General features: G+C 72.1%; 19 protein-coding genes. 14 read left to right on the top strand and 5 right to left on the bottom strand.

The features are described 5' to 3' along the window. Nucleotide 1: 1 nt before the first annotated feature. From NGF19_RS24810 to NGF19_RS24800, 3 genes are all read right to left on the bottom strand, one after another. Complete coding sequence (locus NGF19_RS24810; protein WP_252427561.1) at nt 2–1,642, bottom strand: PucR family transcriptional regulator; 1,641 nt, start codon at nt 1,640–1,642, stop codon at nt 2–4. A gap of 49 nt (nt 1,643–1,691) precedes the next feature. Then, a complete protein-coding gene (locus NGF19_RS24805; RefSeq protein WP_252427559.1) occupies nt 1,692–3,062 on the bottom strand; it encodes an FAD-binding oxidoreductase in 1,371 nt (456 codons plus the stop codon). A gap of 74 nt (nt 3,063–3,136) precedes the next feature. Next, nucleotides 3,137–4,939: a glycoside hydrolase family 15 protein gene (locus tag NGF19_RS24800; RefSeq protein ID WP_252427557.1), complete on the bottom strand. Its 1,803-nt coding sequence runs from the start codon at nt 4,937–4,939 to the stop codon at nt 3,137–3,139. A 480-nt stretch (nt 4,940–5,419) separates the two neighbouring features. On the opposite strand from NGF19_RS24800, the gene pyrG reads away from it, so the two are divergent. The 13 genes from pyrG to der all read left to right on the top strand — a co-directional run bounded on the left by pyrG (nt 5,420) and on the right by der (nt 20,497). After that, on the top strand, nt 5,420–7,069 hold the full coding sequence (gene pyrG / locus NGF19_RS24795; protein ID WP_252427555.1) for a CTP synthase: 1,650 nt from the start codon (nt 5,420–5,422) through the stop codon (nt 7,067–7,069). 87 nt (nt 7,070–7,156) lie between these two features. Further along, nucleotides 7,157–7,783: an NUDIX domain-containing protein gene (locus NGF19_RS24790; protein ID WP_252427553.1), complete on the top strand. Its 627-nt coding sequence runs from the start codon at nt 7,157–7,159 to the stop codon at nt 7,781–7,783. Nucleotides 7,784–7,939: 156 nt separating this feature from the next. Continuing rightward, nucleotides 7,940–10,009, top strand: coding sequence for a tetratricopeptide repeat protein (locus tag NGF19_RS24785; RefSeq protein WP_252427551.1), 2,070 nt, complete (start codon nt 7,940–7,942; stop codon nt 10,007–10,009). A 168-nt stretch (nt 10,010–10,177) separates the two neighbouring features. Then, a complete protein-coding gene (ald, locus tag NGF19_RS24780) occupies nt 10,178–11,302 on the top strand; it encodes an alanine dehydrogenase (protein WP_252427550.1) in 1,125 nt (374 codons plus the stop codon). A gap of 410 nt (nt 11,303–11,712) precedes the next feature. Further along, nucleotides 11,713–12,846: a ParA family protein gene (locus NGF19_RS24775; RefSeq protein ID WP_252427548.1), complete on the top strand. Its 1,134-nt coding sequence runs from the start codon at nt 11,713–11,715 to the stop codon at nt 12,844–12,846. After that, nucleotides 12,831–13,388 (top strand): hypothetical protein, encoded by a 558-nt coding sequence (locus tag NGF19_RS24770; RefSeq protein ID WP_252427547.1) that lies wholly within the window; start codon nt 12,831–12,833, stop codon nt 13,386–13,388. The genes NGF19_RS24775 and NGF19_RS24770 overlap by 16 nt, the downstream gene beginning before the upstream one ends. A gap of 20 nt (nt 13,389–13,408) precedes the next feature. Then, nucleotides 13,409–14,368: a segregation and condensation protein A gene (locus tag NGF19_RS24765; RefSeq protein ID WP_252427546.1), complete on the top strand. Its 960-nt coding sequence runs from the start codon at nt 13,409–13,411 to the stop codon at nt 14,366–14,368. After that, the gene (gene scpB, locus NGF19_RS24760) at nt 14,365–15,054 is read left to right on the top strand and encodes an SMC-Scp complex subunit ScpB (RefSeq protein ID WP_252427544.1); all 690 of its coding nucleotides are present in this window, start codon (nt 14,365–14,367) and stop codon (nt 15,052–15,054) included. The genes NGF19_RS24765 and scpB overlap by 4 nt, the downstream gene beginning before the upstream one ends. Continuing rightward, the gene (locus NGF19_RS24755; RefSeq protein WP_252427542.1) at nt 15,054–16,118 is read left to right on the top strand and encodes a pseudouridine synthase; all 1,065 of its coding nucleotides are present in this window, start codon (nt 15,054–15,056) and stop codon (nt 16,116–16,118) included. The genes scpB and NGF19_RS24755 overlap by 1 nt, the downstream gene beginning before the upstream one ends. 214 nt (nt 16,119–16,332) lie before the next feature. Further along, nucleotides 16,333–17,427 carry a prephenate dehydrogenase gene (locus NGF19_RS24750; protein WP_252427541.1) on the top strand — a complete coding sequence of 365 codons (1,095 nt, stop codon included), beginning with the start codon at nt 16,333–16,335 and terminating at the stop codon, nt 17,425–17,427. Nucleotides 17,428–17,603: 176 nt separating this feature from the next. Beyond that, nucleotides 17,604–18,299, top strand: a complete 696-nt coding sequence (gene cmk, locus NGF19_RS24745) for a (d)CMP kinase (RefSeq protein WP_252427539.1) — start codon at nt 17,604–17,606, stop codon at nt 18,297–18,299. Continuing rightward, on the top strand, nt 18,296–18,943 hold the full coding sequence (locus NGF19_RS24740; RefSeq protein ID WP_252427538.1) for a lysophospholipid acyltransferase family protein: 648 nt from the start codon (nt 18,296–18,298) through the stop codon (nt 18,941–18,943). Before cmk ends, NGF19_RS24740 begins: the two co-directional genes overlap by 4 nt. Nucleotides 18,944–19,018: 75 nt before the next feature. Then, on the top strand, nt 19,019–20,497 hold the full coding sequence (gene der / locus NGF19_RS24735) for a ribosome biogenesis GTPase Der (protein ID WP_252427537.1): 1,479 nt from the start codon (nt 19,019–19,021) through the stop codon (nt 20,495–20,497). Nucleotides 20,498–20,612: 115 nt separating this feature from the next. Here the strand turns inward: der and NGF19_RS24730 are convergent, their stop codons facing one another. Both NGF19_RS24730 and NGF19_RS24725 read right to left on the bottom strand, forming a co-directional pair. Beyond that, nucleotides 20,613–20,996 carry a hypothetical protein gene (locus tag NGF19_RS24730; RefSeq protein WP_252427535.1) on the bottom strand — a complete coding sequence of 128 codons (384 nt, stop codon included), beginning with the start codon at nt 20,994–20,996 and terminating at the stop codon, nt 20,613–20,615. 104 nt (nt 20,997–21,100) lie between these two features. After that, a complete protein-coding gene (locus NGF19_RS24725) occupies nt 21,101–21,877 on the bottom strand; it encodes a DUF8842 C-terminal domain-containing protein (RefSeq protein WP_252427533.1) in 777 nt (258 codons plus the stop codon). Nucleotides 21,878–22,658: 781 nt separating this feature from the next. Between NGF19_RS24725 and NGF19_RS24720 the strand changes: the two genes are divergently transcribed. Next, the gene (locus NGF19_RS24720) at nt 22,659–22,874 is read left to right on the top strand and encodes an I78 family peptidase inhibitor (protein WP_252427532.1); all 216 of its coding nucleotides are present in this window, start codon (nt 22,659–22,661) and stop codon (nt 22,872–22,874) included. Nucleotides 22,875–22,920 lie beyond the last annotated feature (46 nt).

Genomic DNA, 22,920 nt, shown 5'->3' with positions numbered 1-22,920 from the left:
GCTACCCCACGTGGCGGCGGGCGCGCAGGGCCAGGCCGAGGGCCAGGACCGTCTGCGGGTCGTCGAGGTCCGTCCCCAGCAACTCCCCTATACGAGCAAGCCGGTTGTAGAGCGTCTGCCGGTTCAGATGCAGCTCGCGGGCCGTCTCCGCCTTACGGCCCGCATGCGCCAGATACGTCTGAAGCGTCGGCAGCAGCGGCGGCCGGGAACGGCGGTCGTGGTCGCGCAGCGGGCCGATCGCGCGCTCCACGAAGGCCGCGAGATCCGGATGGTCGCGCAGCCGCCACAGCAGCAGATCGATGTCGAGGCGACGCGCGTCGTACCACGGCAGCTCCGGCAGCCCCTGGGCCGCCGTCGCCGCCTCCGCCGCGTGCCGCAGCCCCGCCGACGCCGCCGCCCAGCTCCCCGCGACACCGACCACCACGACCGGCGGAGGCGCGCCCGGCCGCCGCATCCCGGCCCGCTCCACCCCCGCCCGCAGCGCCGCGGCCACCCGGTCGGCGACCGCCGAGCGTTCCGCCTCCGAGCGCAGTCCCAGCAGCAGCGGGACCCGGCCCTCCACCGGCCGGACGCCGAGCAGGACCGGCACGCCCACCGACGCCAGCTTCTCCGCGACCGCCCGCGCCAGCACCGCCCAGGCCCCGCCGCCCGGCGACAGACCGTCCGCGAGCCGCATCACCACCGGCAGCAGCGGGCTGTCACCCGGCTTGAACCCCAGCACCCGGGCCTGCGCGGGCGCGTCCTCGGCGGCGATCCGGCCCGCGGCGAGGTCGCTGAGGAAGTCACCGCGCCCGCGCGCGGCCAGCTCCTCCTCCTGCCGGGCCTGTATCAGTACCACGGCGAGCACGTCCGCGGCCCGTTCGGCGGCGATCCGGTGCACCGGCGCCACCGCCGTACTGACCGGCAGCAGCACCAGCCGGGCCCGTACGGAACCCGTGCCGGGACCGCCGCCCGGTACGTCCACGAGGACCGTCCCGGCGGGCGGCTCGTCCTTGTGCTGGCCGCGCAGCCCCTCCCACACCTGGAGCGGGTCCGTGTCCGCCGGACCGGCCCCGGCGGCGTACAGCAGTTGCCCCTCGGCGGTCTCCAGGAACACCGGGTTGCCGCTGAAGTCGGCGAGGATCCGCAGCACCTGGGGCACTCCGCCGCCGCCGAGCAGCGCCACGGTGCAGCGGCGGTGCACCTCCTCGGCCCGCTGGAGCAGCGCGTAGTGGCCGTTGACGATCTCGGTGTGGATCTCCTCGGTGACCGTCACGAACGGCACCTCGCGGTGCAACTGGACGAGCGGCAGCCCGGCGGCGCGGGCCGTCTCGACCAGGGCGGCGGGCAGCCGGGTGAAGCGCGGGCCCAGCTCCACGACCAGGGCCGCGATGCCCCGCTCCGCCAGGGTGCGGACGAACGCGCGCTGGTCGGCGGGCCGGGTGCCGAGCCCGTAGCCCGTGGTCAGCAGCAGCTCGCCGCCCTTGAGCAGCGACGCGATGTTCGGGACCTCGCCCGCGTGCACCCAGCGCACCGCGCGCTGCAACCGGTCGGCGCCGGCCAGCACCTCCGGGAGCCCGCTGCGCAGTCCGGGCAGCTCCAGCGCCCGCTGCACGGTGATCCCGGCGCCCTGGGTGCCGGAGGAGTCGAAACGGCTGTCCATGCGGTGACGCTACCTGCGCGGACGCCCCGGCCGCACCGTCGGTCCCCGCTCAAACAGGCCGGATGTTGTGGTTGAACCTGAACATGTTGTCCGGGTCGTACCGCCGCTTCACCCGCGCCAGCCGGTCGAGGTGCGCGGCGGCGAGCCCGGCCACCACCCGGTCCCTGCCCGCGTCCCCGACGAGGCGCACATGAACCGCGCCCGTGCGCCAAGGCCGTACGTCGGCGCGCGCCTCCTCGACCCAGACCGGCACCCGTGCGTCGTCCGCCGGATCGGCCCAGACCCCGCGGGGGCACACGGCCCAGGTCGCGTCCGCGCGGGGGTCCGGGTACGCGGCGGGCGCGGCGGCCAGCGGCCACAGCGTGTACCGGCAGCCGCCGGGGATGGGCAGGGCGCGGGCACGGGCGCAGAAGACATCGACCAGTTCGTCGGGCAGCGCGGTCAGATACTCGGTCGTCCCGTGGTGCCGCAGCCCGCACGGGGTGTCGAACATGCCCTGGACGTCGGCGTACGGCAGCGCGGCGAGGACCTCCGAGACGTGCGGCAGCTCCAGCAGCGGCCGGACGAACCCGCGCAGCCGGTCCGCGCCGCCGACGTACGTGACCACCACCAGGCACAGCAGGGTGCCGACCAGATGCCCGGGGACGAACGGCTCGGGCCGCGCGGTCAGATACAGCACGGTGCCGCTGACCTCCGGCGGGCCGGTGGCGACGACCTCGCGGAAGGCGCGGATCGCTGCGGGGCCCGCCTCGGGCCGGAAGCCGAGCAGGGCGACGGAGAACTCGGGCAGCTCGTACAGCCGGAGCGTCAGCGCGGTGGCCACGCCGAAGTTCCCGCCGCCGCCGTGCAGCGCCCAGAACAGCTCGGGGTGTTCCTCGGAGGTCGCCCGGACCGCGGTGCCGTCCGCGGTCACCAGCTCGGCGCCGAGCAACTGGTCGACGGCGGGGCCGAAGGCCCGCTCCAGTCGGCCGCTGCCGCCGCCGAGGACGAAGCCCGCGACCCCGGACGCGGAGTCCCGGCCGCCGGTGGTCGCGAGGCCGTACGGCCGGGTGGCGCGGTCGAGGTCACGCGTCAGGGCGCCGCCCTCCACCCGGACCGCGGCGGCGCCGGGGTGGACCGTGACCTGGCGCATCCGGCGCAGATCGATGACCACGCCGTTGTCGTTGACCCCCATCCCCGCGACGCTGTGACCGCCGCCGCGCACGGCGACCCGCAGATCCAGCTCGCGGGCGAAGCACACAGCCCGCACCACGTCGTCCGGCCCCGCGCACCGCGCGATCACGGCGGGCCGACGGTCGATCCGCGCGTTGCACACGCGCCGGGCCGCGTCGTAGCCCGCGTCACCGGGGGCGAGGACCTCACCGGCCAGATCCGCGCGCAGCGCGGCCAGCGCCGTACGCGCCGTGGCGAAGGGGGGCATGGTGGCCGCCCCCTTCCGATACCTCGATACGGGGGACAGGACTGCTCTCAGCGTAAGCGGCCCCGCCGTCGGCCTCAGCCCCCGTACGCCCCGGACGCCGTCAGCCGCAGTGCCGTGTCGATGAGGGGGACATGGCTGAACGCCTGCGGGAAGTTGCCGACCTGGCGTTGCAGCCGGGAGTCCCACTCCTCGGCGAGCAGGCCCAGATCGTTGCGCAGGGCCAGCAGCTTCTCGAACAGCTTGCGGGCCTCGTCCACCCGGCCGATCATCGCCAGGTCGTCCGCCATCCAGAACGAGCAGGCGAGGAACGCGCCCTCGTCACCCGGCAGCCCGTCCACGCCCTCGCTGCCGCCGAGGGTCGGATAGCGCAGGATGAACCCGTCCGACGTGGACAGCTCGCGCTGGATGGCCTCGATCGTGCCGATCACCCGCTTGTCGTCCGGCGGCAGGAAGCCCATCTGCGGGATCAGCAGCAGCGAGGCGTCCAGCTCCTTGGAGCCGTAGGACTGGGTGAAGGTGTTGCGCTCCTTGTCGTAGCCCTTCTCGCACACATCGCGGTGGATCACATCGCGCAGCTCGCGCCACTTCTCCAGCGGGCCGTCCGCGTCACCGGACTCGATCAGCTTGATCGTGCGGTCCACCGCGACCCACGCCATCACCTTGGAGTGCACGAAGTGGCGGCGCGGGCCGCGCACCTCCCAGATGCCCTCGTCCGGCTCGTGCCAGTGCTGCTCGAGGTAGCGGATGAGCTTGAGCTGGAGCAGCGAGGCGTAGTCGTTGCGGGCCAGGCCCGTCATATGGGCCAGGTGCAGGGCCTCGGTGACCTCGCCGTACACATCGAGCTGGAGCTGGTGCGCGGCGCCGTTGCCGACCCGGACCGGCGCGGAGTTCTCATAGCCGGGCAGCCAGTCCAACTCGGCCTCGCCCAGCTCCCGTTCACCCGCGATGCCGTACATGATCTGCAGGTTCTCGGGGTCGCCCGCGACGGCCCGCAGCAGCCATTCGCGCCAGGCGCGGGCCTCGTCGCGGTAGCCCGTGCGCAGCAGGGAGGACAGGGTGATCGCCGCGTCGCGCAGCCAGGTGTAGCGGTAGTCCCAGTTGCGCACGCCGCCGATCTCCTCCGGCAGCGAGGTCGTGGGCGCGGCCACGATGCCGCCCGTCGGCGCGTAGGTGAGGGCCTTCAGCGTGATCAGGGAGCGGATGACGGCCTCGCGGTAGGGGCCGTGGTACGTACAGTGCCCCACCCACTCCCGCCAGAAGTCCTCGGCCGCCTCCAGCGACTGCTCGGGCTCCGGCATCGGCGGCTGCTCCTTGTGCGAGGGCTGCCACGAGATCGTGAACGCGACCCGGTCGCCCGGCGCGACCGTGAAGTCCGCGTAGGTGGTCAGCGCCTTGCCATAGGTCTCGGCCTGGGTGTCGAACCACACCGAGTCCGGTCCGGCCACGGCCACCGTGCGCCCCTCGTACTTGTGGACCCAGGGCACCACCCGTCCGTAGGAGAACCGCATACGCAGCATCGAGCGCATCGGCACCCGGCCCGTGACGCCCTCCACGATGCGGATCAACTGGGGGGCGCCGTCACGCGGCGGCATGAAGTCGATCACTCGGACGGTGCCCCGCGGGGTGTCCCACTCGGACTCCAGGATCAGGGACTCGCCGCGGTACGAACGCCGGGTCGCCGCGGGCGGCTCGATGTCCGCCGCATGGGCGGGACCCAGCCGCCAGAAGCCGTGATCCTCTGTGCCGAGCAGCCCCGCGAAGACGGCATGGGAGTCGAAGCGGGGCAGGCACAACCAGTCCACTGTGCCGTCCCGGCAGACCAGCGCGGCGGTCTGCATGTCTCCGATGAGTGCGTAGTCTTCGATGCGCCCGGCCAATGCAACTCCAGTCGAACGGCCACGTCGCCCCGAGGGGCGGTTGCTGTTGCGGTCAGGGGGTCGGTGAGAGGTCGTCGCTCATCGACCCGTGTGTCGGTGAAGCAGTCGATGGTCAACGAACTGACGAGCCCTTGTGGTTCCGGTGGACGGGCGGGGGTGGTGCCGTTGACCGGGAGTGCTCGGCAGCGAGTGTCCGAGCAGGATATGACGTACGTCGATGATCCGCTTGCCGCTTCGGACAAGGGAAGTGCCCCGAACGGGTGAGGCGGAGGTGAGCGGCGCGAGAGCGTCGCGCATGGGTACCCGTACGGACGCGGAGCGTGGCCGGGAGCAGGCCCTCTTTCGCGCTGATACCCTGGTAGCCCGTGGACCGGTGGGAACGAAACCCCCGAACCGCAGCGACGGCAGCCCCCGAAGATCGTTCGGAGGAGTACGCCGTATCGCACCCCAGACCGCGACCACGGGAGCCCCCTCTTGGCCATGCCGCCCAATTCCAGGACGACCAAGCACATCTTCGTCACCGGGGGTGTCGCCTCCTCGCTCGGCAAGGGCCTGACGGCCTCCAGCCTCGGCATGCTCCTCAAGGCGCGGGGCCTGCGGGTCGTCATGCAGAAGCTCGACCCGTACCTGAACGTCGACCCGGGCACGATGAACCCCTTCCAGCACGGTGAGGTGTTCGTCACCAACGACGGCGCCGAGACCGACCTGGACATCGGCCACTACGAGCGCTTCCTCGACCGCGACCTCGACGGCTCCGCCAACGTCACCACGGGCCAGGTCTACTCCGCCGTGATCGCCAAGGAGCGCCGCGGTGAGTACCTCGGCGACACCGTGCAGGTCATCCCGCACATCACCAACGAGATCAAGCACCGCATCCGGCGCATGGCCACCGACGAGGTGGACGTCGTCATCACGGAGGTCGGCGGCACGGTCGGCGACATCGAGTCGCTGCCGTTCCTGGAGACCGTCCGCCAGGTCCGCCACGAGGTCGGCCGCGACAACGTCTTCGTCGTCCACATCTCGCTGCTGCCCTACATCGGCCCCTCCGGCGAGCTGAAGACCAAGCCGACCCAGCACTCCGTCGCCGCGCTGCGCAACATCGGTATCCAGCCCGACGCGATCGTCCTGCGCTGCGACCGCGAGGTCCCGACCGCGATCAAGCGCAAGATCTCGCTGATGTGCGACGTCGACGAGGCCGCCGTCGTCGCCTGCCCCGACGCCCGCTCGATCTACGACATCCCGAAGGTCGTGCACACCGAGGGCCTGGACGCCTACGTCGTGCGCAAGCTCGACCTGCCCTTCCGCGACGTGGACTGGACGACCTGGGACGACCTGCTCGACCGCGTCCACAACCCCGACCACGAGATCACTCTCGCGCTGGTGGGCAAGTACATCGACCTGCCCGACGCCTATCTGTCGGTGACCGAGGCGCTGCGCGCCGGAGGCTTCGCCAACAAGGCCCGCGTGAAGATCAAGTGGGTCACCTCCGACGACTGCAAGACCCCGGCGGGCGCCAAGAAGCAGCTCTCCGACGTGGACGGCATCTGCATCCCCGGCGGCTTCGGAGACCGCGGTGTGCTCGGCAAGGTCGGCGCCATCCAGTACGCCCGCGAGAACAAGATCCCGCTGCTCGGCCTGTGCCTGGGCCTGCAGTGCATCGTGATCGAGGCGGCGCGGAACCTGGCCGGTGTCGAGGACGCGAACTCCACCGAGTTCGACGCGGCCACCGCCCACCCCGTGATCTCCACCATGGCCGAGCAGCTCGACATCGTCGCGGGCGAGGGCGACATGGGCGGCACCATGCGCCTCGGCATGTACCCGGCCAAGCTGGCCGAGGGCTCGATCGTGCGCGAGGTCTACGCCGGCAAGGAGTACGTCGAGGAGCGCCACCGCCACCGCTACGAGGTGAACAACGCCTACCGCGCCGAGCTGGAGAAGAAGGCGGGCATCCTCTTCTCCGGCACGTCCCCGGACGGCAAGCTCGTGGAGTACGTCGAGTACCCCCGTGACGTCCACCCCTACCTGGTCGCCACGCAGGCGCACCCGGAGCTGCGCTCCCGCCCGACCCGCCCGCACCCGCTCTTCGCGGGTCTGGTGAAGGCCGCGGTGGAACGCAAGACGGGCAAGTAACACAAGAGTTGTACGGTGGCCGGGGTGCGTGTCCCGCGTGGACACGTACCCCGGTTGTCGTAGTGCGTGTGGGAGGAACAGAACCAGATGGCGATCAAGGACACCCCCGAGGAGTGGGAGGTCAGGGCGAGCGACACCCCGTTCGTCGGCAACAAGACCTCCGTCCGCACGGACGACGTGGTCATGCCCGGCGGCGCGGTCGCCCGCCGCGACTACCAGGTGCACCCCGGCTCCGTCGCCGTCCTCGCCCTCGACGACCAGGGCCGGGTCCTGGTCATACGGCAGTACCGCCACCCCGTGCGCCACAAGCTCTGGGAGATCCCGGCCGGTCTCCTCGACGTCCCCGGCGAGAACCCCCTGCACGCCGCCCAGCGCGAGCTGTACGAGGAGGCGTACGTCAAGGCCGAGGACTGGCGCGTGCTGACGGACGTGTACACCACGCCCGGCGGCTGCGACGAGGCCGTGCGCATCTTCCTCGCCCGCGACCTGTCCGAGGCGGACGGGCAGCGCTTCGAGGTCGAGGACGAGGAGGCCGACATGGAGCTGGCCCGCGTCCCCGTCGAGGACCTCGTCCGCGGGGTGCTGGCCGGTGAGCTGCACAACAACTGCCTCGTCGTCGGCGTCCTCTCCCTGATCGCCGCCCGCGACGGCGACGGCCTGGACGCGCTGCGCCCGGCCGAGGCGCCCTGGCCCGCGCGCCCCTTCGAGGCCTGAGGACCTGCCCCCGCCGGTCGTACGATCGCTTGATCCGATCGAGGGATGAGTGAGCGGTGCTCCTGCTGGTCTGTCGCAGAGCGTGAACTAGGCTCTGCAGACGACCCGCTCAAGGCCCGGCGGGCCGGTGTGCGCAGTGGGACGGGAGCGTGGCCCGTGACGGATCAGGCGGTGGCGGCAGCCGACGGCCGGCTCTCTCGAAGCGACCGGCGTCCCGCCGCCACGACTCCTCGATTCCTCGGCCGCGCAAGGGAGTTGAAGGAGCTTCAGGCCGACATCGAGCGCGCGGGCCTGGACACCCTCACCGGTCGCAAGGCCCCCCGCGCCCGGGTCCTGCTCATCGCGGGCCGCCCCGGCTCCGGCCGCACCGCACTCGCCGAGGAACTGGTCCGCCAGGTCGCGGACCGGTACGCGGACGGCGTGCTGCGCGCCCGCCTCAGCGAGCCCGACGGCACCCCCGTACCCACCGAACGCACCGCCCGCGAACTGCTCACCGCCCTCGGCCTGCCCGCCCAGCCCGGAGCCGCCGAGGACGAGCTGAGCGAGGCGGTGCGCGCCGCCCTCGTGACCCGGCGCATGGTGCTCCTGCTCGACGACGCGGTCACCGCCGACCAGGTCGACGCGGTGCTGCCCGAGACCCCCGGCTGTCTGGTCGTCGCCGTCTCCACGGGCCCGTTGACCGGCATCACGGACGTACGGCCCTGCACCCTGGGCGGGTTGGACACCCGGTCCGCGCTGGCCCTGCTCACCCGGCGCACCGGCTCCGTCCGCATCACCGTCGACCCGCGCGCCGCCGAGCGGCTCGTGGAGGAGTGCGCCGGTCACCCCGCCTCGCTGGTCCTCGCGGGCGGCTGGCTGGCCGCCCGACCCGAGGCCGCCGTCGCCGACCTCGCCCAGCAGTTGCGGGCCGGGGCCGACGAGGGACCGCCCCCGGTCCGGGTCTCCCGGCTCGCGTACGAGGGGCTGGCGCCCACGGCCCGCCGCACCCTGCGGCTGTTCTCCCTGGCCCCCGCCGGACTGCTCGACCCGCACACCGCCTCCGCGCTGGCGGGCTGCTCGCCCGCCGACGCCCGTGGCGCCCTCGAGGACTTCACGGCCCTCGGCTTCCTGCGGCGCGTGGACACCGACCGCGCGCACTACGAGATCCCCGGCTGTGTGCTGCCCCTGCTGCGCGCCGCGGCCGAGGACGAGGACCGCCCGGCCGAGCTGCAACTCGCCCGCGCGCGCATGCTGGAGCGGACCGTGCGGCTGCTGCACTCCTGCCGCGCGATCACCGAGACCGACAGCCCGCAGGCCCGCGAGAAGCTCCACGGCCTGCCCTCGGCCCTGCGCTTCCCGGACCCGAGGGCCGCCGAGGACTGGCTGCGCACCCGACAGCCCGCGCTGCTGGCCGCGGCCCGACTCGCCGTCGCCGACGGCACGTTGGACACCCTGGCCCGCCGCCTGATGGCCGCGCTGGTGCGGGCCCTGGTCGCCCACTTCGGCACCCGCGCGGCAGCGCCCGAGCTGTACGGCATCCACCGGCTCGTCCTCGACGTCGCCGACCGCGCCGACCTGCCTCGCGAGAAGGCGGCGGCCCTGCTGAACCTCGCCGACCTGGACGCGCGCAGCGGCCGGACCGCGACGGCACTGGCCCGCTACCGGGCCGCGCTGGACGCCGGGCGGGAGGCCGACGATCCGTATGCGACGGGCCGCGCGATGGAATCCGTAGGCGGCGCCCACCAGGAGCTGGGGGACTACGACCGGGCCGCCGACTGGTACGGCAGGGCCCTGGCCCAGCGCCTGGCCCGCGACGAGCGCGCGGACGCCGCCCGGCTCTACGGCCGTATCGCCGCCGCCCTCACGCACGCGGGGCACCACGAGGAGGCCCTGCGCAACTGGCGCGCGGCGGCGGCGGGACACCGCAGAACGGGCGATGTGGCCGCCCACGCAAGGGCGTTGGGTGAACTGGCCCGCGTCCAGGACCTCCTGGGCCGCCCCACGGAGTCGTTGCGTACCTGCCAGGAGGCGATCGAGTGGGCGCGCCGCGCGGAGGACGTACGGCTTCAGGCCGCGCTGCGGCTGCGGGCCGCCGACGCCCTGGAGCACCTCGGTGACCCGGCGGGCGCCCTGTCCCACCGGGAGGCGGCCGGGCATCTGCTGGAGGAAGAGTCCCAGGACAGCGCGGGTGCGGGGGACGAAGGCGCCAACGCCTACGAAATCCGCAGTGCAGCCGATAAGGATTAAAGCAATGAAAGGCTAGACAGCTCGAAATCCTTCATTAGACTGGCGTTGCCGCCGGTTCTCCTGCGGTGTCTCCCGGTACGTTCACTACTGCCCGGGTATGACAAGCATTGACCGGGCTTGCACTGCCCCGGCATGCACAGCCCTAGAACCCCCTCTGAGTCAAGGACCGTGATCGACGTGAAGGTCGGCATCCCCCGCGAGGTCAAGAACAACGAGTTCCGGGTGGCTATCACCCCCGCCGGCGTGCACGAGCTGGTGCGCAACGGACACCAGGTCGTCGTCGAGCGGAACGCCGGCGTCGGCTCCTCGATCCCGGACGCGGAGTACGTGGCCGCCGGGGCCGAGATCCTGGAGACCGCGGACGAGGTCTGGGCCGCCGCCGACCTGCTGCTCAAGGTCAAGGAGCCCATCGCGGAGGAGTACCACCGCCTTCGCAAGGACCAGATCCTCTTCACCTACCTGCACCTGGCCGCCTCCAAGGAGTGCACGGACGCGCTGCTGGAGTCCGGCACCACCGCCATCGCCTACGAGACGGTCGAGCTGCCGAACCGCGCGCTCCCGCTGCTCGCCCCGATGTCCGAGGTCGCGGGCCGCCTGGCCCCGCAGGTCGGCTCCTACCACCTGATGCGCGCGGCCGGCGGCCGTGGCGTGCTGCCCGGCGGTGTCCCGGGTGTGCTCGCCGCCAAGGCCGTGGTCATCGGCGCCGGTGTCTCCGGCTGGAACGCCGCGACCATCGCCATCGGTCTGGGCTACCACGTCACCCTGCTCGACAAGGACATCAACAAGCTCAAGGAAGCGGACAAGGTCTTCGGCACGAAGATCCAGACCGTGGTCTCCAACGCCTTCGAGCTGGAGAAGGCCTGCCTCGAGGCCGACCTCGTCGTCGGTGCCGTGCTGATCCCGGGCGCCAAGGCCCCGAAGCTGGTCACCAACGAGCTGGTCTCCCGGATGAAGGCGGGAAGTGTCCTTGTCGACATCGCGATCGACCAGGGCGGCTGCTTCGAGGACTCCCGTCCGACCACGCACGCCGAGCCGACCTTCAAGGTCCACAACTCGGTGTTCTACTGCGTCGCCAACATGCCCGGCGCCGTCCCCAACACCTCCACCTACGCGCTGACCAACGCCACGCTGCCCTACATCGTGGAACTGGCCAACCGCGGCTGGGTCGAGGCGCTGCGCCGTGACCCCGCGCTGGCCAAGGGCCTCAACGTCCATGACGGCAAGGTGGTTTACCAGGGCGTCGCCGAGGCGCTCGGCATGGAGCACGTGGAGCTGGACTCCCTGCTCGGCTGATAGCACATCGGCGCGGGTTCGAACAGCCCCGCGCCACAAGGCGACTGGTCAACTCACGTCGTCAACACGACCTGCCCGGCCGGACCTTGCCCGACAAGGTCCGGCCGAGTGTGTGTATGGTCACTTTGCGACACTCGTTCAACTCGCCTCGAACGCAACCCTTTCACCGTTTCGCACACTGGTGAAACCTGGCGAACGACGTCCGGACACCCTTGACAGCGGCATGTTTCATTGCCGACACATCGTGCCGGGTCCGGCGGATTGTGTTGCTGCGGACCGCCGACACGCCATAGAGTCGCCAACCGTCGGCATGGTGCCACGCTGACCTGTCTAGAAGTTTCCTGGTCACCAAGGAGGTAAGACGACTTGTGAATGAGTCGACATTTGCTCCCGGGGGTGGTCAACCAGGAATGCCTGCGCGGGCCACGGGCCCCACGGGGCTCGAGGCTGTCGGCTCCGTCGCTGTCCGTACCTTCGCAGCCCACCAGAGCCAGCACCCCCACCTGGCTCCGACAGCACACCAGATCATGGATGGCCCACACGTGAACGCCATGGCCGGCAACGGGAGAGGCGGGGTCCACAACAACTTCGCCGACTACGACGAGCTGCCCGACGGGCACTTCTACGACCCCGACGCCGAATACGAGCCCGATCCCGAGTACGCGGCCACGCTCGCACCCGACGCGGCACGCCAGCGCCGTGAGCGCATCGGCCCGACCGGCCGCCCGCTGCCGTACTTCCCCATCCCGGGACCGCTGACCGACCACGGCCCCGCGAAGATCATCGCGATGTGCAACCAGAAGGGCGGCGTCGGCAAGACGACGTCGACCATCAACCTGGGCGCCGCGCTCGCCGAGTACGGGCGCCGGGTGCTGCTCGTCGACTTCGACCCGCAGGGCGCACTGTCGGTGGGCCTCGGCGTCAACCCCATGGAGCTGGACCTCACCGTCTACAACCTGCTCATGGAGCGGGGCATGTCCGCGGACGAGGTCCTGCTGAAGACCGCGGTCCCGAACATGGACCTGCTGCCGAGCAACATCGACCTGTCGGCGGCCGAGGTCCAGCTCGTCTCGGAGGTCGCGCGCGAGTCGACGCTCCAGCGGGCCCTCAAGCCGCTGCTGCCCGACTACGACTACATCGTGATCGACTGTCAGCCCTCGCTCGGCCTGCTCACCGTGAACGCGCTCACCGCGGCGCACAAGGTGATCGTGCCGCTGGAGTGCGAGTTCTTCGCGCTGCGCGGGGTCGCGCTGCTCACCGAGACCATCGAGAAGGTCCAGGAGCGGCTCAACCCCGAGCTGGAGCTGGACGGCATCCTCGCCACGATGTACGACTCCCGGACCGTGCACAGCCGTGAGGTCCTCGCGCGCGTCGTCGAGGCGTTCGACGACCACGTCTACCACACGGTGATCGGCCGGACCGTGCGCTTCCCGGAGACCACGGTCGCCGGTGAGCCGATCACCACGTACGCCTCCAACTCCGTCGGTGCCGCCGCATACCGCCAGCTCGCCAGGGAGGTGCTCGCCCGGTGTCACGCCGAGTGAGTCTGCCGGGGGCCGACGAACTGTTCCGTACCACCGGGGGAACGGCGCTCCAGGCGTCCACCCCCAGGCGCCAGGCGGGCGGCGAGCCCCGGGTGCCGGCTCCGGCGGGTGAGAGCGAGGCGACGGCCGCGGAGGACGCGCCCCCGGCGGTGCCCGTGCAGGGCGGCGACGGCGAGGGCGACGAGCATGTCGCGGCCGACGCCGCTCAGGCGGGCGAGTCCCGGATGCGGGCCGCCGCGGAGCGGCCCACGCGGCGTCAGACGACGCCGGACGGCACCGCCGTGGCGCCCGCGCAGCGCAAGCGGGGCCGCGCGGCCGGGCGGCGGCCCAGCGGGCGGGAACGGCACGACGAGAAGATCACCGTGTATGTGTCCGCGGAAGAGCTGATGGACCTGGAGCACGCCCGTCTCGTGCTCCGCGGTGAGCACGGGCTCGCGGTCGACCGCGGGCGCATCGTGCGCGAGGCGGTCGCCGTGGTGCTGGCGGACCTGGAGTCCCGAGGGGACGCGAGCATCCTCGTACGTCGGCTCCGGGGACGGTAGGCGGATAGCCTGCGACGGCCATGACCTCGTACGACGGCTCCGTCCCCGCCACCGGCCCCGCCGGCCGTCGGCGTGCGCTCGGGCGCGGGCCCGGGGGCGCGCCCGAGCCTGCTCCGGTCCCGCCCGCCGAGGACCCGCGACCCGAGGCCGGGCCCGATGACGGAGTCTTCACGGTCCGGCTCGCCAACTTCGAGGGGCCCTTCGACCTGCTCCTCCAACTGATCTCGAAGCACAAGCTCGATGTCACCGAGGTCGCCCTGTCCAAGGTCACCGACGAGTTCATGGCGTACATCCGGGCCCTGGGGCCGGACGGCGACCTCGACCGGACGACCGAGTTCCTCGTCGTCGCCGCGACCCTGCTCGACCTCAAGGCGGCGCGGCTGCTACCCGCCGCCGAGGTCGAGGACGAGGCCGACCTCGCGCTGCTGGAGGCCCGCGACCTGCTGTTCGCGCGGCTGCTGCAGTACCGGGCATACAAGCAGATCGCGGAGATCTTCCACCGGCGCAGCGAGGACGAGGCCCGGCGCCACCCCCGTACCGTCGGCCTCGAACCCCACCACGCCGAGCTGCTGCCCGAGGTCGTCATCAGTATCGGCCCGGAGGGGTTCGCCCGGCTCGCCGCCAAGGCGATGCGGCCCCGGCCCGAACCGCAGATGTACGTCGAGCACATCCACGCCCCGCTGGTGTCCGTGCGGGAGCAGGCGGGGATCGTGGTCGACCGGCTGCGGGAGCTGGGCGAGACCAGCTTCCGCGTCCTCGTCCAGGACACCGACGACACCCTCACGGTCGTCGCGCGCTTCCTCGCGCTGCTGGAGCTGTACCGCGAGAAGGTCGTGGCGCTGGAGCAGGAGGCCGCCCTCGGTGAACTGGTGGTGCGCTGGACCGGCGGGGTCGGCGAGGGGGCGCCGACGGTCACGGACGAGTTCGACCGGCCGCCCGAACCCGCCGAGAACGACACGACAGCACAGGAGAAGGCGTGAGCGAGGAGACCACCGAGGTTCCGGCGACCGAGGTTCCAAAGGCCCCCCCGAGCACCGTGGCGGGCCTCGACCTCAAGCCCGCCCTGGAGGCCGTCCTCATGGTCGTGGACCAGCCCGTCACCGAGGAGCACCTCGCGAAGATCCTGGAGCGGCCCCCGCGCCGGATCGCCGACGCCCTGCGCGAACTCGCCGACGAGTACACCGTGCAGCGACGCGGGTTCGAGCTGCGGTTCGTCGCGGGCGGCTGGCGCTTCTCCACCCGCGCCGCGTACGCCTCCGCCGTCGAGCGCTTCGTCCTCGACGGGCAGCAGGCCCGGCTCACCCAGGCCGCCCTGGAGACCCTCGCGGTGGTCGCCTACCGCCAGCCGGTCAGCCGCAGCCGCGTCTCGGCGGTCCGCGGAGTCAACTGCGACGGGGTCATGCGCACCCTGCTCCAGCGCGGTCTGGTCGAGGAGGCGGGCACGGAACCCGAAACAGGTGCGATCCTGTACAGGACGACGAACTACTTCCTGGAGCGGATGGGCCTGCGCGGCCTGGACGAACTCCCGGAGCTCGCGCCCTTCCTCCCGGAGGCGGAGGCGATCGAGGCCGAGACCCAGGAGGGCGTACTGTCGTTCGACCCGGACGCTCCCGATGCGCCGGACGCAGACGACGATCACACGACGAACTCGACGACGGAACTTTGATGCGAAGCAGCGGCAGCGGCAAGAGCGGCGGGCGCGGTAACTACCGCGGTGCCGGCAACGACAGGGACCAGAAGCAGGGGCAGGGCCGCCCCCGCAAGCCCCGCCCCGAGGAGCGCCGCTACGACGTGGGCCCCGGCGCCTCCCAGGGCGGTCCGAAGTCCGGGCGCGGCGCGAGCGCGCGCGGCGGCGCCAAGGGCGGACCCCGCCAGTCCGAGCAGCGCGGCGGCCGTACGGCGCCCGCACGCTCGCGCGAGTACGAGGCGCGCGCCGAGGAGCGCAACCGCGCGCGGTACGCGGGCAAGAAGGACGTCAAGCTGCCCAAGACCTTCCCGGGCGCCGAGCAGGAGGGCGAACGGCTCCAGAAGGTGCTCGCGCGGGCGGGCTACGGCTCCCGGCGGGCCTGTGAGGAGCTGATCGACCAGGCCAGGGTCGAGGTCGACGGCGAGATCGTCACCGAGCAGGGGCTGCGGGTCGACCCCGAGAAGGCCGAGATCAAGGTCGACGGGCTGACCGTGGCCACGCAGTCGTACCAGTTCTTCTCGCTGAACAAGCCCGCCGGTGTCGTCTCCACCATGGAGGACCCGGAGGGACGCCAGTGCCTCGGCGACTACGTCACCAACCGCGAGACCCGGCTCTTCCACGTCGGCCGGCTCGACACGGAGACCGAGGGCGTCATCCTGCTCACCAACCACGGTGAGCTGGCCCACCGCCTGACCCACCCCAAGTACGGCGTCCGCAAGACGTACCTCGCGCACATCGTGGGCCCGATCCCGCGCGACCTGGGCAAGCGCCTCAAGGACGGCATCCAGCTCGAGGACGGGTACGCGCGCGCGGACCACTTCCGGGTGGTCGAGCAGACCGGCAAGAACTACCTCGTCGAGGTGACGCTGCACGAGGGCCGCAAGCACATCGTGCGCCGCATGCTCGCCGAGGCCGGCTTCCCGGTCGACAAGCTGGTGCGCACCGCCTTCGGCCCGATCACCCTCGGCGACCAGAAGTCGGGCTGGCTGCGCCGCCTGTCGAACACCGAGGTCGGGATGCTGATGCAGGAAGTCGATCTCTAGGACGGCTAGGACGGCGCTCCACGGCGACGGCCGGTTCCCGCTGCGGCGGAACCGGCCGTTCGGCGTCGAAGGACCGGACCGCGCCCGCGTCTCGCCTGCCGGGCGCCGTGTCGCCCGACCTCCGGGGCTGACTAGGCTGGTGCGATCAAGAGGGACACGAGGGATCCGCAGACCCAAGAGGATTCCGCAGACCAGCGAGGAGCATCGTCGCCCAGTGAGGACCGCACTCGTCATCGGTACGGGGCTGATCGGCACCTCGGCGGCCCTGGCGCTCGCCGCGCGCGGGGTCGCCGTGCATCTCGCCGACCATGACCCCGAGCAGGCCCGCACGGCCGCCGCGCTCGGCGCCGGCATCGACAAGGAGCCCGAGGGACCCGTCGACCTGGTGGTCGTCGCGGCCCCGCCCGCGTACGTGGCCGCCGCGCTCGCCGACGCCATGCGGCGCGGCCTCGGACGCGGCTATCTCGACGTGGCCAGCGTCAAGGGCGGCCCCCGCCGCGAACTGGAGGCGCTCGGCCTCGACGCGGCCCTCCTGGCGCGCTACATCGGCACGCACCCCATGGCAGGCCGCGAGAAGTCCGGACCGCTGGCGGCCAGCGGCGACCTCTTCGAGGGGCGCCCCTGGGTGCTAACCCCGACGCGGGAGACGGACACCGAGGTGCTGAACCTCGCGCTGGAGCTGGTGTCGTTCTGCCGTGCCGTGCCCGTCGTCATGGACGCCGACGCCCATGACCGGGCCGTCGCCCTGGTCTCCCACATGCCCCACCTGGTCTCCAGCCTGGTCGCCGCGCGTCTGGAGCACGCGGAGGAAGCGGCCGTACGGCTGTGCGGGCAGGGCATCCGGGACGTGACGCGGATCGCGGCGTCCGACCCGCGGATGTGGATCGACATCCTCTCCGCGAACCCGGGCCCGGTCGCCGACCTGCTCTCCGAGGTCGCCGCCGACCTCGACGAGACGGTGCGGGCGCTGCGCGCCCTCCAGTCCTCCGACGACGCCGAGCGACGCGCGGGCACCGACGGGGTCGGCACGATGCTGCGCCGCGGCAACGCCGGGCAGATCCGGGTGCCCGGCAAGCACGGCAGCGCCCCGCAGGTCTACGAGACCGTGACGGTGCTGATCAACGACCAGCCCGGCCAGCTCGCCCGTATCTTCGCGGACGCGGGCACGGCGGGCGTCAACATCGAGGACGTCCGCATCGAGCACGCGACCGGGCAGCAGGCGGGCCTGGTCCAGCTCACCGTGGAGCCGCAGGCGGCGCCCGTACTGACGACGGCACTGCGGGAGCGGGGCTGGGCGATCCGGCAGTAAGCGGACCGGCACCCGGTCCGGGCCGGGCGAGGGCCGCGGGCGGTCGGGCTCGTACGACGTCGGGCGGTCCGGGACTCCGCCAGTCATACCGGGTCCGGCGAGCCAGTAACCTTGTGCGGGGCGCCCTCGCGTCCCGCACGCATCCGCCACTCCCGCACCAGGAAGGTGTTCCCACCGTGGAAAACGGCGCCGCCCGGACCGCCCCGGCAGTGATTGTCGCCATCGACGGCCCCTCCGGCACGGGCAAGTCCAGCACCTCCAAGGCCGTGGCCGCACAGCTCGGGCTGAGCTACCTGGACACCGGCGCCCAGTACCGGGCGATCACCTGGTGGATGGTGACCAACGGCATCGACATAGCGGACCCCTGGGCGGTCGCGGCGGTCGCGGGCAAGCCGGAGATCGTCTCCGGTACGGACCCGGCCGCGCCCACCATCACCGTGGACGGCACGGACGTCTCCGGCCCGATCCGCACCCAGGAGGTCACCTCCAAGGTCAGCGCGGTCAGCGCGGTGCCCGAGGTGCGCACGCGGATCACCGAGCTGCAGCGCTCCCTGGCCGCCTCCGCGCAGCGCGGCATCGTCGTGGAGGGCCGTGACATCGGTACGACGGTCCTGCCGGACGCCGACCTCAAGATCTTCCTCACCGCCTCCCCGGAGGCGCGTGCCGCCCGCCGCAGCGGCGAGCTGAAGGGCGTGGACATCCACGCCACCCGCGAGGCGCTGATCAAGCGGGACGCGGCCGACTCCACCCGCAAGACGTCCCCGCTCGCGAAGGCGGACGACGCGGTCGAGGTGGACACCACCGACCTCACCCTCCAGCAGGTCATCGAGTGCGTCGTGACCCTGGTCGAGGAGAAGCGGGCCGCGAAGTGACCGAGGCTCCCTCGATACGGAGCGCCGAGGTCGGGCGGCGCATCGGCGTTCCCCTGATGTACGGGCTGTTCAAGCCGCGAGTGCTCGGTGCCTGGAAGGTCCCCGCGACCGGCCCGGCCATCCTCGCGGTCAACCACTCCCATATCGTCGACGGTCCGATGGTCATGGGCGTGGCGCCGAGGCCGACGCACTTCCTGATCAAGAAGGAGGCGTTCGTCGGCCCGCTCGACCCCTTCCTGCGCGGTATCGGGCAGATCGAGGTGGACCGGGCGAGCGTCGACCGCCAGGCCGTGACCCGGGCGCTCGGCGTGCTCGAGAACGGCGGCGTCCTCGGGATCTTCCCCGAGGGCACCCGCGGCGAGGGCGACTTCGCCGCACTGCGCGCCGGGCTCGCGTACTTCGCGGTGCGCAGCGGGGCGCCGATCGTGCCCGTCGCGGTGCTGGGAAGCACCGAGAGGCAAGGACGGTTGATACGTGGGCTGCCGCCGCTGCGCAGCCGCGTCGACGTCGTCTTCGGCGACCCGTTCCAGGCGGGCGACGGCAGCGGGCGGCGGACGCGCAAGGCGCTGGACGAGGCGACCGTGCGCATCCAGCAGCAGCTCGCCACGCACCTGGAAAACGCCAGGCGCTCCACCGGGCGCTAGGCGACACTTGAGTAGTGGATCACCGTGCAGGAGCGGTGCGCCACCGATCACCACGATGAACGAGGTACGGACTTCATGAACGACCAGATCCAGCCCGACGGCTCGGCCGAGCACGCGTACGAGCACGGGGCGCTCGGCGACGCCGAGTACGCGGAGTTCATGGAGCTCGCCGCGGAAGAGGGCTTCGACCTCGAGGACGTCGAGGGCGCCATCGAGGAGGCGGGCCACGGCCCGCTGCCCGTCCTCGCCGTCGTCGGCCGCCCGAACGTCGGCAAGTCGACCCTGGTGAACCGGATCATCGGCCGCCGCGAGGCGGTCGTGGAGGACAAGCCCGGCGTCACCCGCGACCGCGTGACCTACGAGGCGGAGTGGGCGGGCCGCCGCTTCAAGGTCGTGGACACCGGCGGCTGGGAGCAGGACGTCCTCGGCATCGACGCCTCGGTGGCCGCGCAGGCCGAGTACGCGATCGAGGCGGCCGACGCGGTCGTCTTCGTCGTGGACGCCAAGGTCGGCGCCACCGACACCGACGAGGCCGTCGTACGACTGCTGCGCAAGGCGGGCAAGCCCGTCGTGCTGTGCGCCAACAAGGTCGACGGCCCGAGCGGCGAGGCCGACGCGGCCTACCTGTGGAACCTCGGCCTCGGCGAGCCCCACCCGGTCTCCGCCCTCCACGGCCGCGGCACCGGCGACATGCTGGACGCCGTCCTGGAGGCGCTGCCCGAGGCGCCCGCCCAGACCTTCGCCGCCGCCCTCGGCGGACCGCGCCGCATCGCCCTGATCGGCCGCCCGAACGTCGGCAAGTCCTCGCTGCTGAACAAGGTCGCGGGCGAGGAGCGCGTCGTCGTCAACGAACTCGCCGGAACCACCCGCGACCCGGTCGACGAGCTGATCGAACTCGGCGGCAAGACCTGGAAGTTCGTCGACACGGCCGGTATCCGCAAGCGGGTCCACCTCCAGCAGGGCGCCGACTACTACGCCTCGCTGCGCACCGCGGCGGCCGTCGAGAAGGCGGAGGTCGCCGTCGTCCTGATCGACGGCTCGGAGACCATCTCGGTCCAGGACCAGCGGATCGTCACCATGGCCGTGGAGGCGGGTCGCGCGCTCGTCCTCGCCATCAACAAGTGGGACACCCTGGACGAGGAGCGCCGCTACTACCTGGAGCGGGAGATCGAGACCGAGCTGGGCCAGGTCGCCTGGGCGCCGCGGGTCAACGTCTCGGCGCGCACGGGGCGGCACATGGAGAAGCTGGTCCCGGCGATCGAGGCGGCCCTGGCGGGCTGGGAGACGCGCGTGCCGACGGGCCGGCTCAACGCCTTCCTCGGCGAGCTGGTCGCCGCCCACCCGCACCCGGTCCGCGGCGGCAAGCAGCCCCGCATCCTCTTCGGTACGCAGGCGGGCACCAAGCCCCCGCGGTTCGTGCTCTTCGCCTCCGGCTTCATCGAGGCGGGCTACCGCCGCTTCATCGAGCGACGGCTGCGTGAGGAGTTCGGCTTCGAAGGGGCGCCGATCCATATCTCGGTGCGCGTGCGCGAGAAGCGCGGCAAGAAGAAGTAGCGGCAAGCCGAAGTAGCGGCGAGAAGAACCAGCGCGCTACGGAGTCATGGGCGAGAGGCGGTCTCCCGGTGGGAGCCGCCCCTTGTAGTGCGCCGCTCACGGTCGTGCGTGCCGCTCACAGTCCCTGGCGCGGTGCGGGCGGCAGCGCCGGGACGTGGTGCATCCCCCGGGCATGCCGGGCCACTTGCTGCCAGACGGAGGACGCCGGGCCCGGTTGACCGTGCGGGGAGGCCAGGGGACCGGTCGCGTGCTGGGGGACGCTGTGACCGCTCCCGTACGTCCGGGCTCCGTACGAGGCTCTGTCGTGCGGCGAGCGGGAGAAGGCGGTGAAGCCCAGCTCCTCCTCGTCGCTGCGGTCGCCCGGGAACGCCCGGAACGAAGCGACGTACTCGGCGTAGAGCGCGTCGTAGATCGGCGTGGCCTGTGCGCTGTCCTGGGCCGCTCGCCCGGAGGGGAGCGGCGCGTAGGACTGGCGGGCGGGGACGTCATATGCGTGCACGTAGGTGCCAACGACCCCGCCGCCCAAGGGATGCGGTCGATCACTGAGATGCGCTGATCAGACCCGCGCCCCCGCGCCGCCCTCGCACCGGCCCCGGTACGGGCTCAGGTGCCCGCCAGCGGCAGGGCGGCGGCGACCAGTTGACCGTTCACCGCCGCCTGGTCCAGCGCCCCGCGCAGCAGGTCCTCGCGCGGCTGGCGGCCGATCGAGCCCACCGGCGCCGCGAACATCAGCACCTGCTGGTGCTTGTTGGCCGCCGCGCGCCAGCCGTCGGTGACCTGGAGCGGCTGGTGCGCCTGCCACCAGGCCACCGGCTGGCCGCCGGTGGTGCTCGGCTGCAGCACGGCGTGCAACTGGCCCACCGCGAGCAGGACGGACCAGCCGTGCAGGACGGGCGGCATCGACTCGATCGTGGTCAGCGGCATGAAGCCCTGCTCGATGAGCAGGGGCAGGAAGTCGTCGCCGACGCCGACCGTGCCCGGCCGCACGATGGGCGCGGTCGGCTCCACGACGAGCGCGGGGTGCAACTCCCCGGCGATCAGGACGAGTCCGCTCGTGACGCCCAGCACCGCCTGCTCGGGGACATCTCTGGTGGCGACCCCCTCGTCGGCGGTGATGGAGCGTACGGCGCCCTGGAGTTGCTCCTCGGTGACCTGGACGACCTGGGAGGGCAGACAGGTGGAGTGGGCGAAGGCGAGAACGGCGGTCTCCTCGCCGACGAACAGGACGGTGCTGGTGCGCTCCTGCTCGGAGTCGCCCGGGGTGCGGCAGGAAGTGCAGTCGTAACTGCCCGGGGCGTTGACTCCGGCGAGCAGCCGGTCGGCTTCTTCGTCGCCGATCTCGGCGCGTACGGCGTCGCTGACGTCGAGCATGCGCGGCACGGGTGGCTCCCTCGGGATGCGGTGCGTGACAGTGCCGGGCGGCTCCCGGCCCATGAGCCCGGGGGGTCCCCGGCTCATGCAGATGACAACGGGCGATCTATGGCCCAAGTCACGCCCGAAAGAGATCGGAGTCGCGGCATCCGGAGCGGAGGCGGAGGTCGGGCGGGAGTTGGGTTCCCGGGCATCAACTACCCCTGACGGAAGGGCAGTTGACCCATGTCGAGGGTCACGTGTCACCAGGGTCGCTGATCGATATATCCGGAAATCAGCGAATGAACGGGTGGCTGGAAGACGCCGACTCGTGGGTGACGGTGGGCTGACGTGAACTGACGCGGACGGACGAGGTGTTGCCGGTCGCCGCCCGAGCCCGGCCGGTTGTCCCGCTCGGCCGTCCCGGACGCCTCCGCCCGGCGTCGCCCCCGCGCGCATCGCACCCGTAGCCGTCCGGACCTCCATGGATTCCCGTACCGAAGACGCATGTTTCGCGGACGCAATCAGGCGGCGCGACGGGTATTCCGGAATCCGAAGGGAAAGGGCCGACACGGCCCCGGCGCGGGTATTTCCGCCGGGTAATGCGACGCATCGCCCGCCGCTCCCCGACCCGGCCCCGAATTGAGTATGGGGAAGTGTGCGACACGTCGGGAACCCCTCGTACGTGTGACGCCGTTGAGGCGATACGGGTGTCGTGGTTCTGTGACAGAAGCGTGACCGGAGGGGGAGGTGCGGCCGGGACGGCCGGTCTCGACTTCCGTGGCCGGGGCCAGAGGCCTAACGTGGCCGCATGGCACCCATTCCCACCCCTGGCGCAGACCCCGAGGACCCGCCGGAGGCGTATGTCGGCCTGGCGGCCCCGGCCGCCGAGCGGCTCGCCCGTGAGCGCGGCTGGACCACGGTCCGCTCGTTGCCGCCGGGCGCGATCATCACCCTGGAATACCGCTACGGGCGGCTGAACTTCGAGGTCGAGAACGGCCGGGTCAAACGATGCTGGAAGGGCTGACCGGCCATCGGTGACGGACCGTGAAGAAGGCCCCGGCTCACCCGAG

Source organism: Streptomyces macrolidinus, assembly GCF_023887685.1.
GTDB classification, from domain to species: domain Bacteria; phylum Actinomycetota; class Actinomycetes; order Streptomycetales; family Streptomycetaceae; genus Streptomyces; species Streptomyces macrolidinus.
Note: the sequence above shows the minus strand (reverse complement) of the source record. Positions and strands in the feature narration are given on the sequence as shown.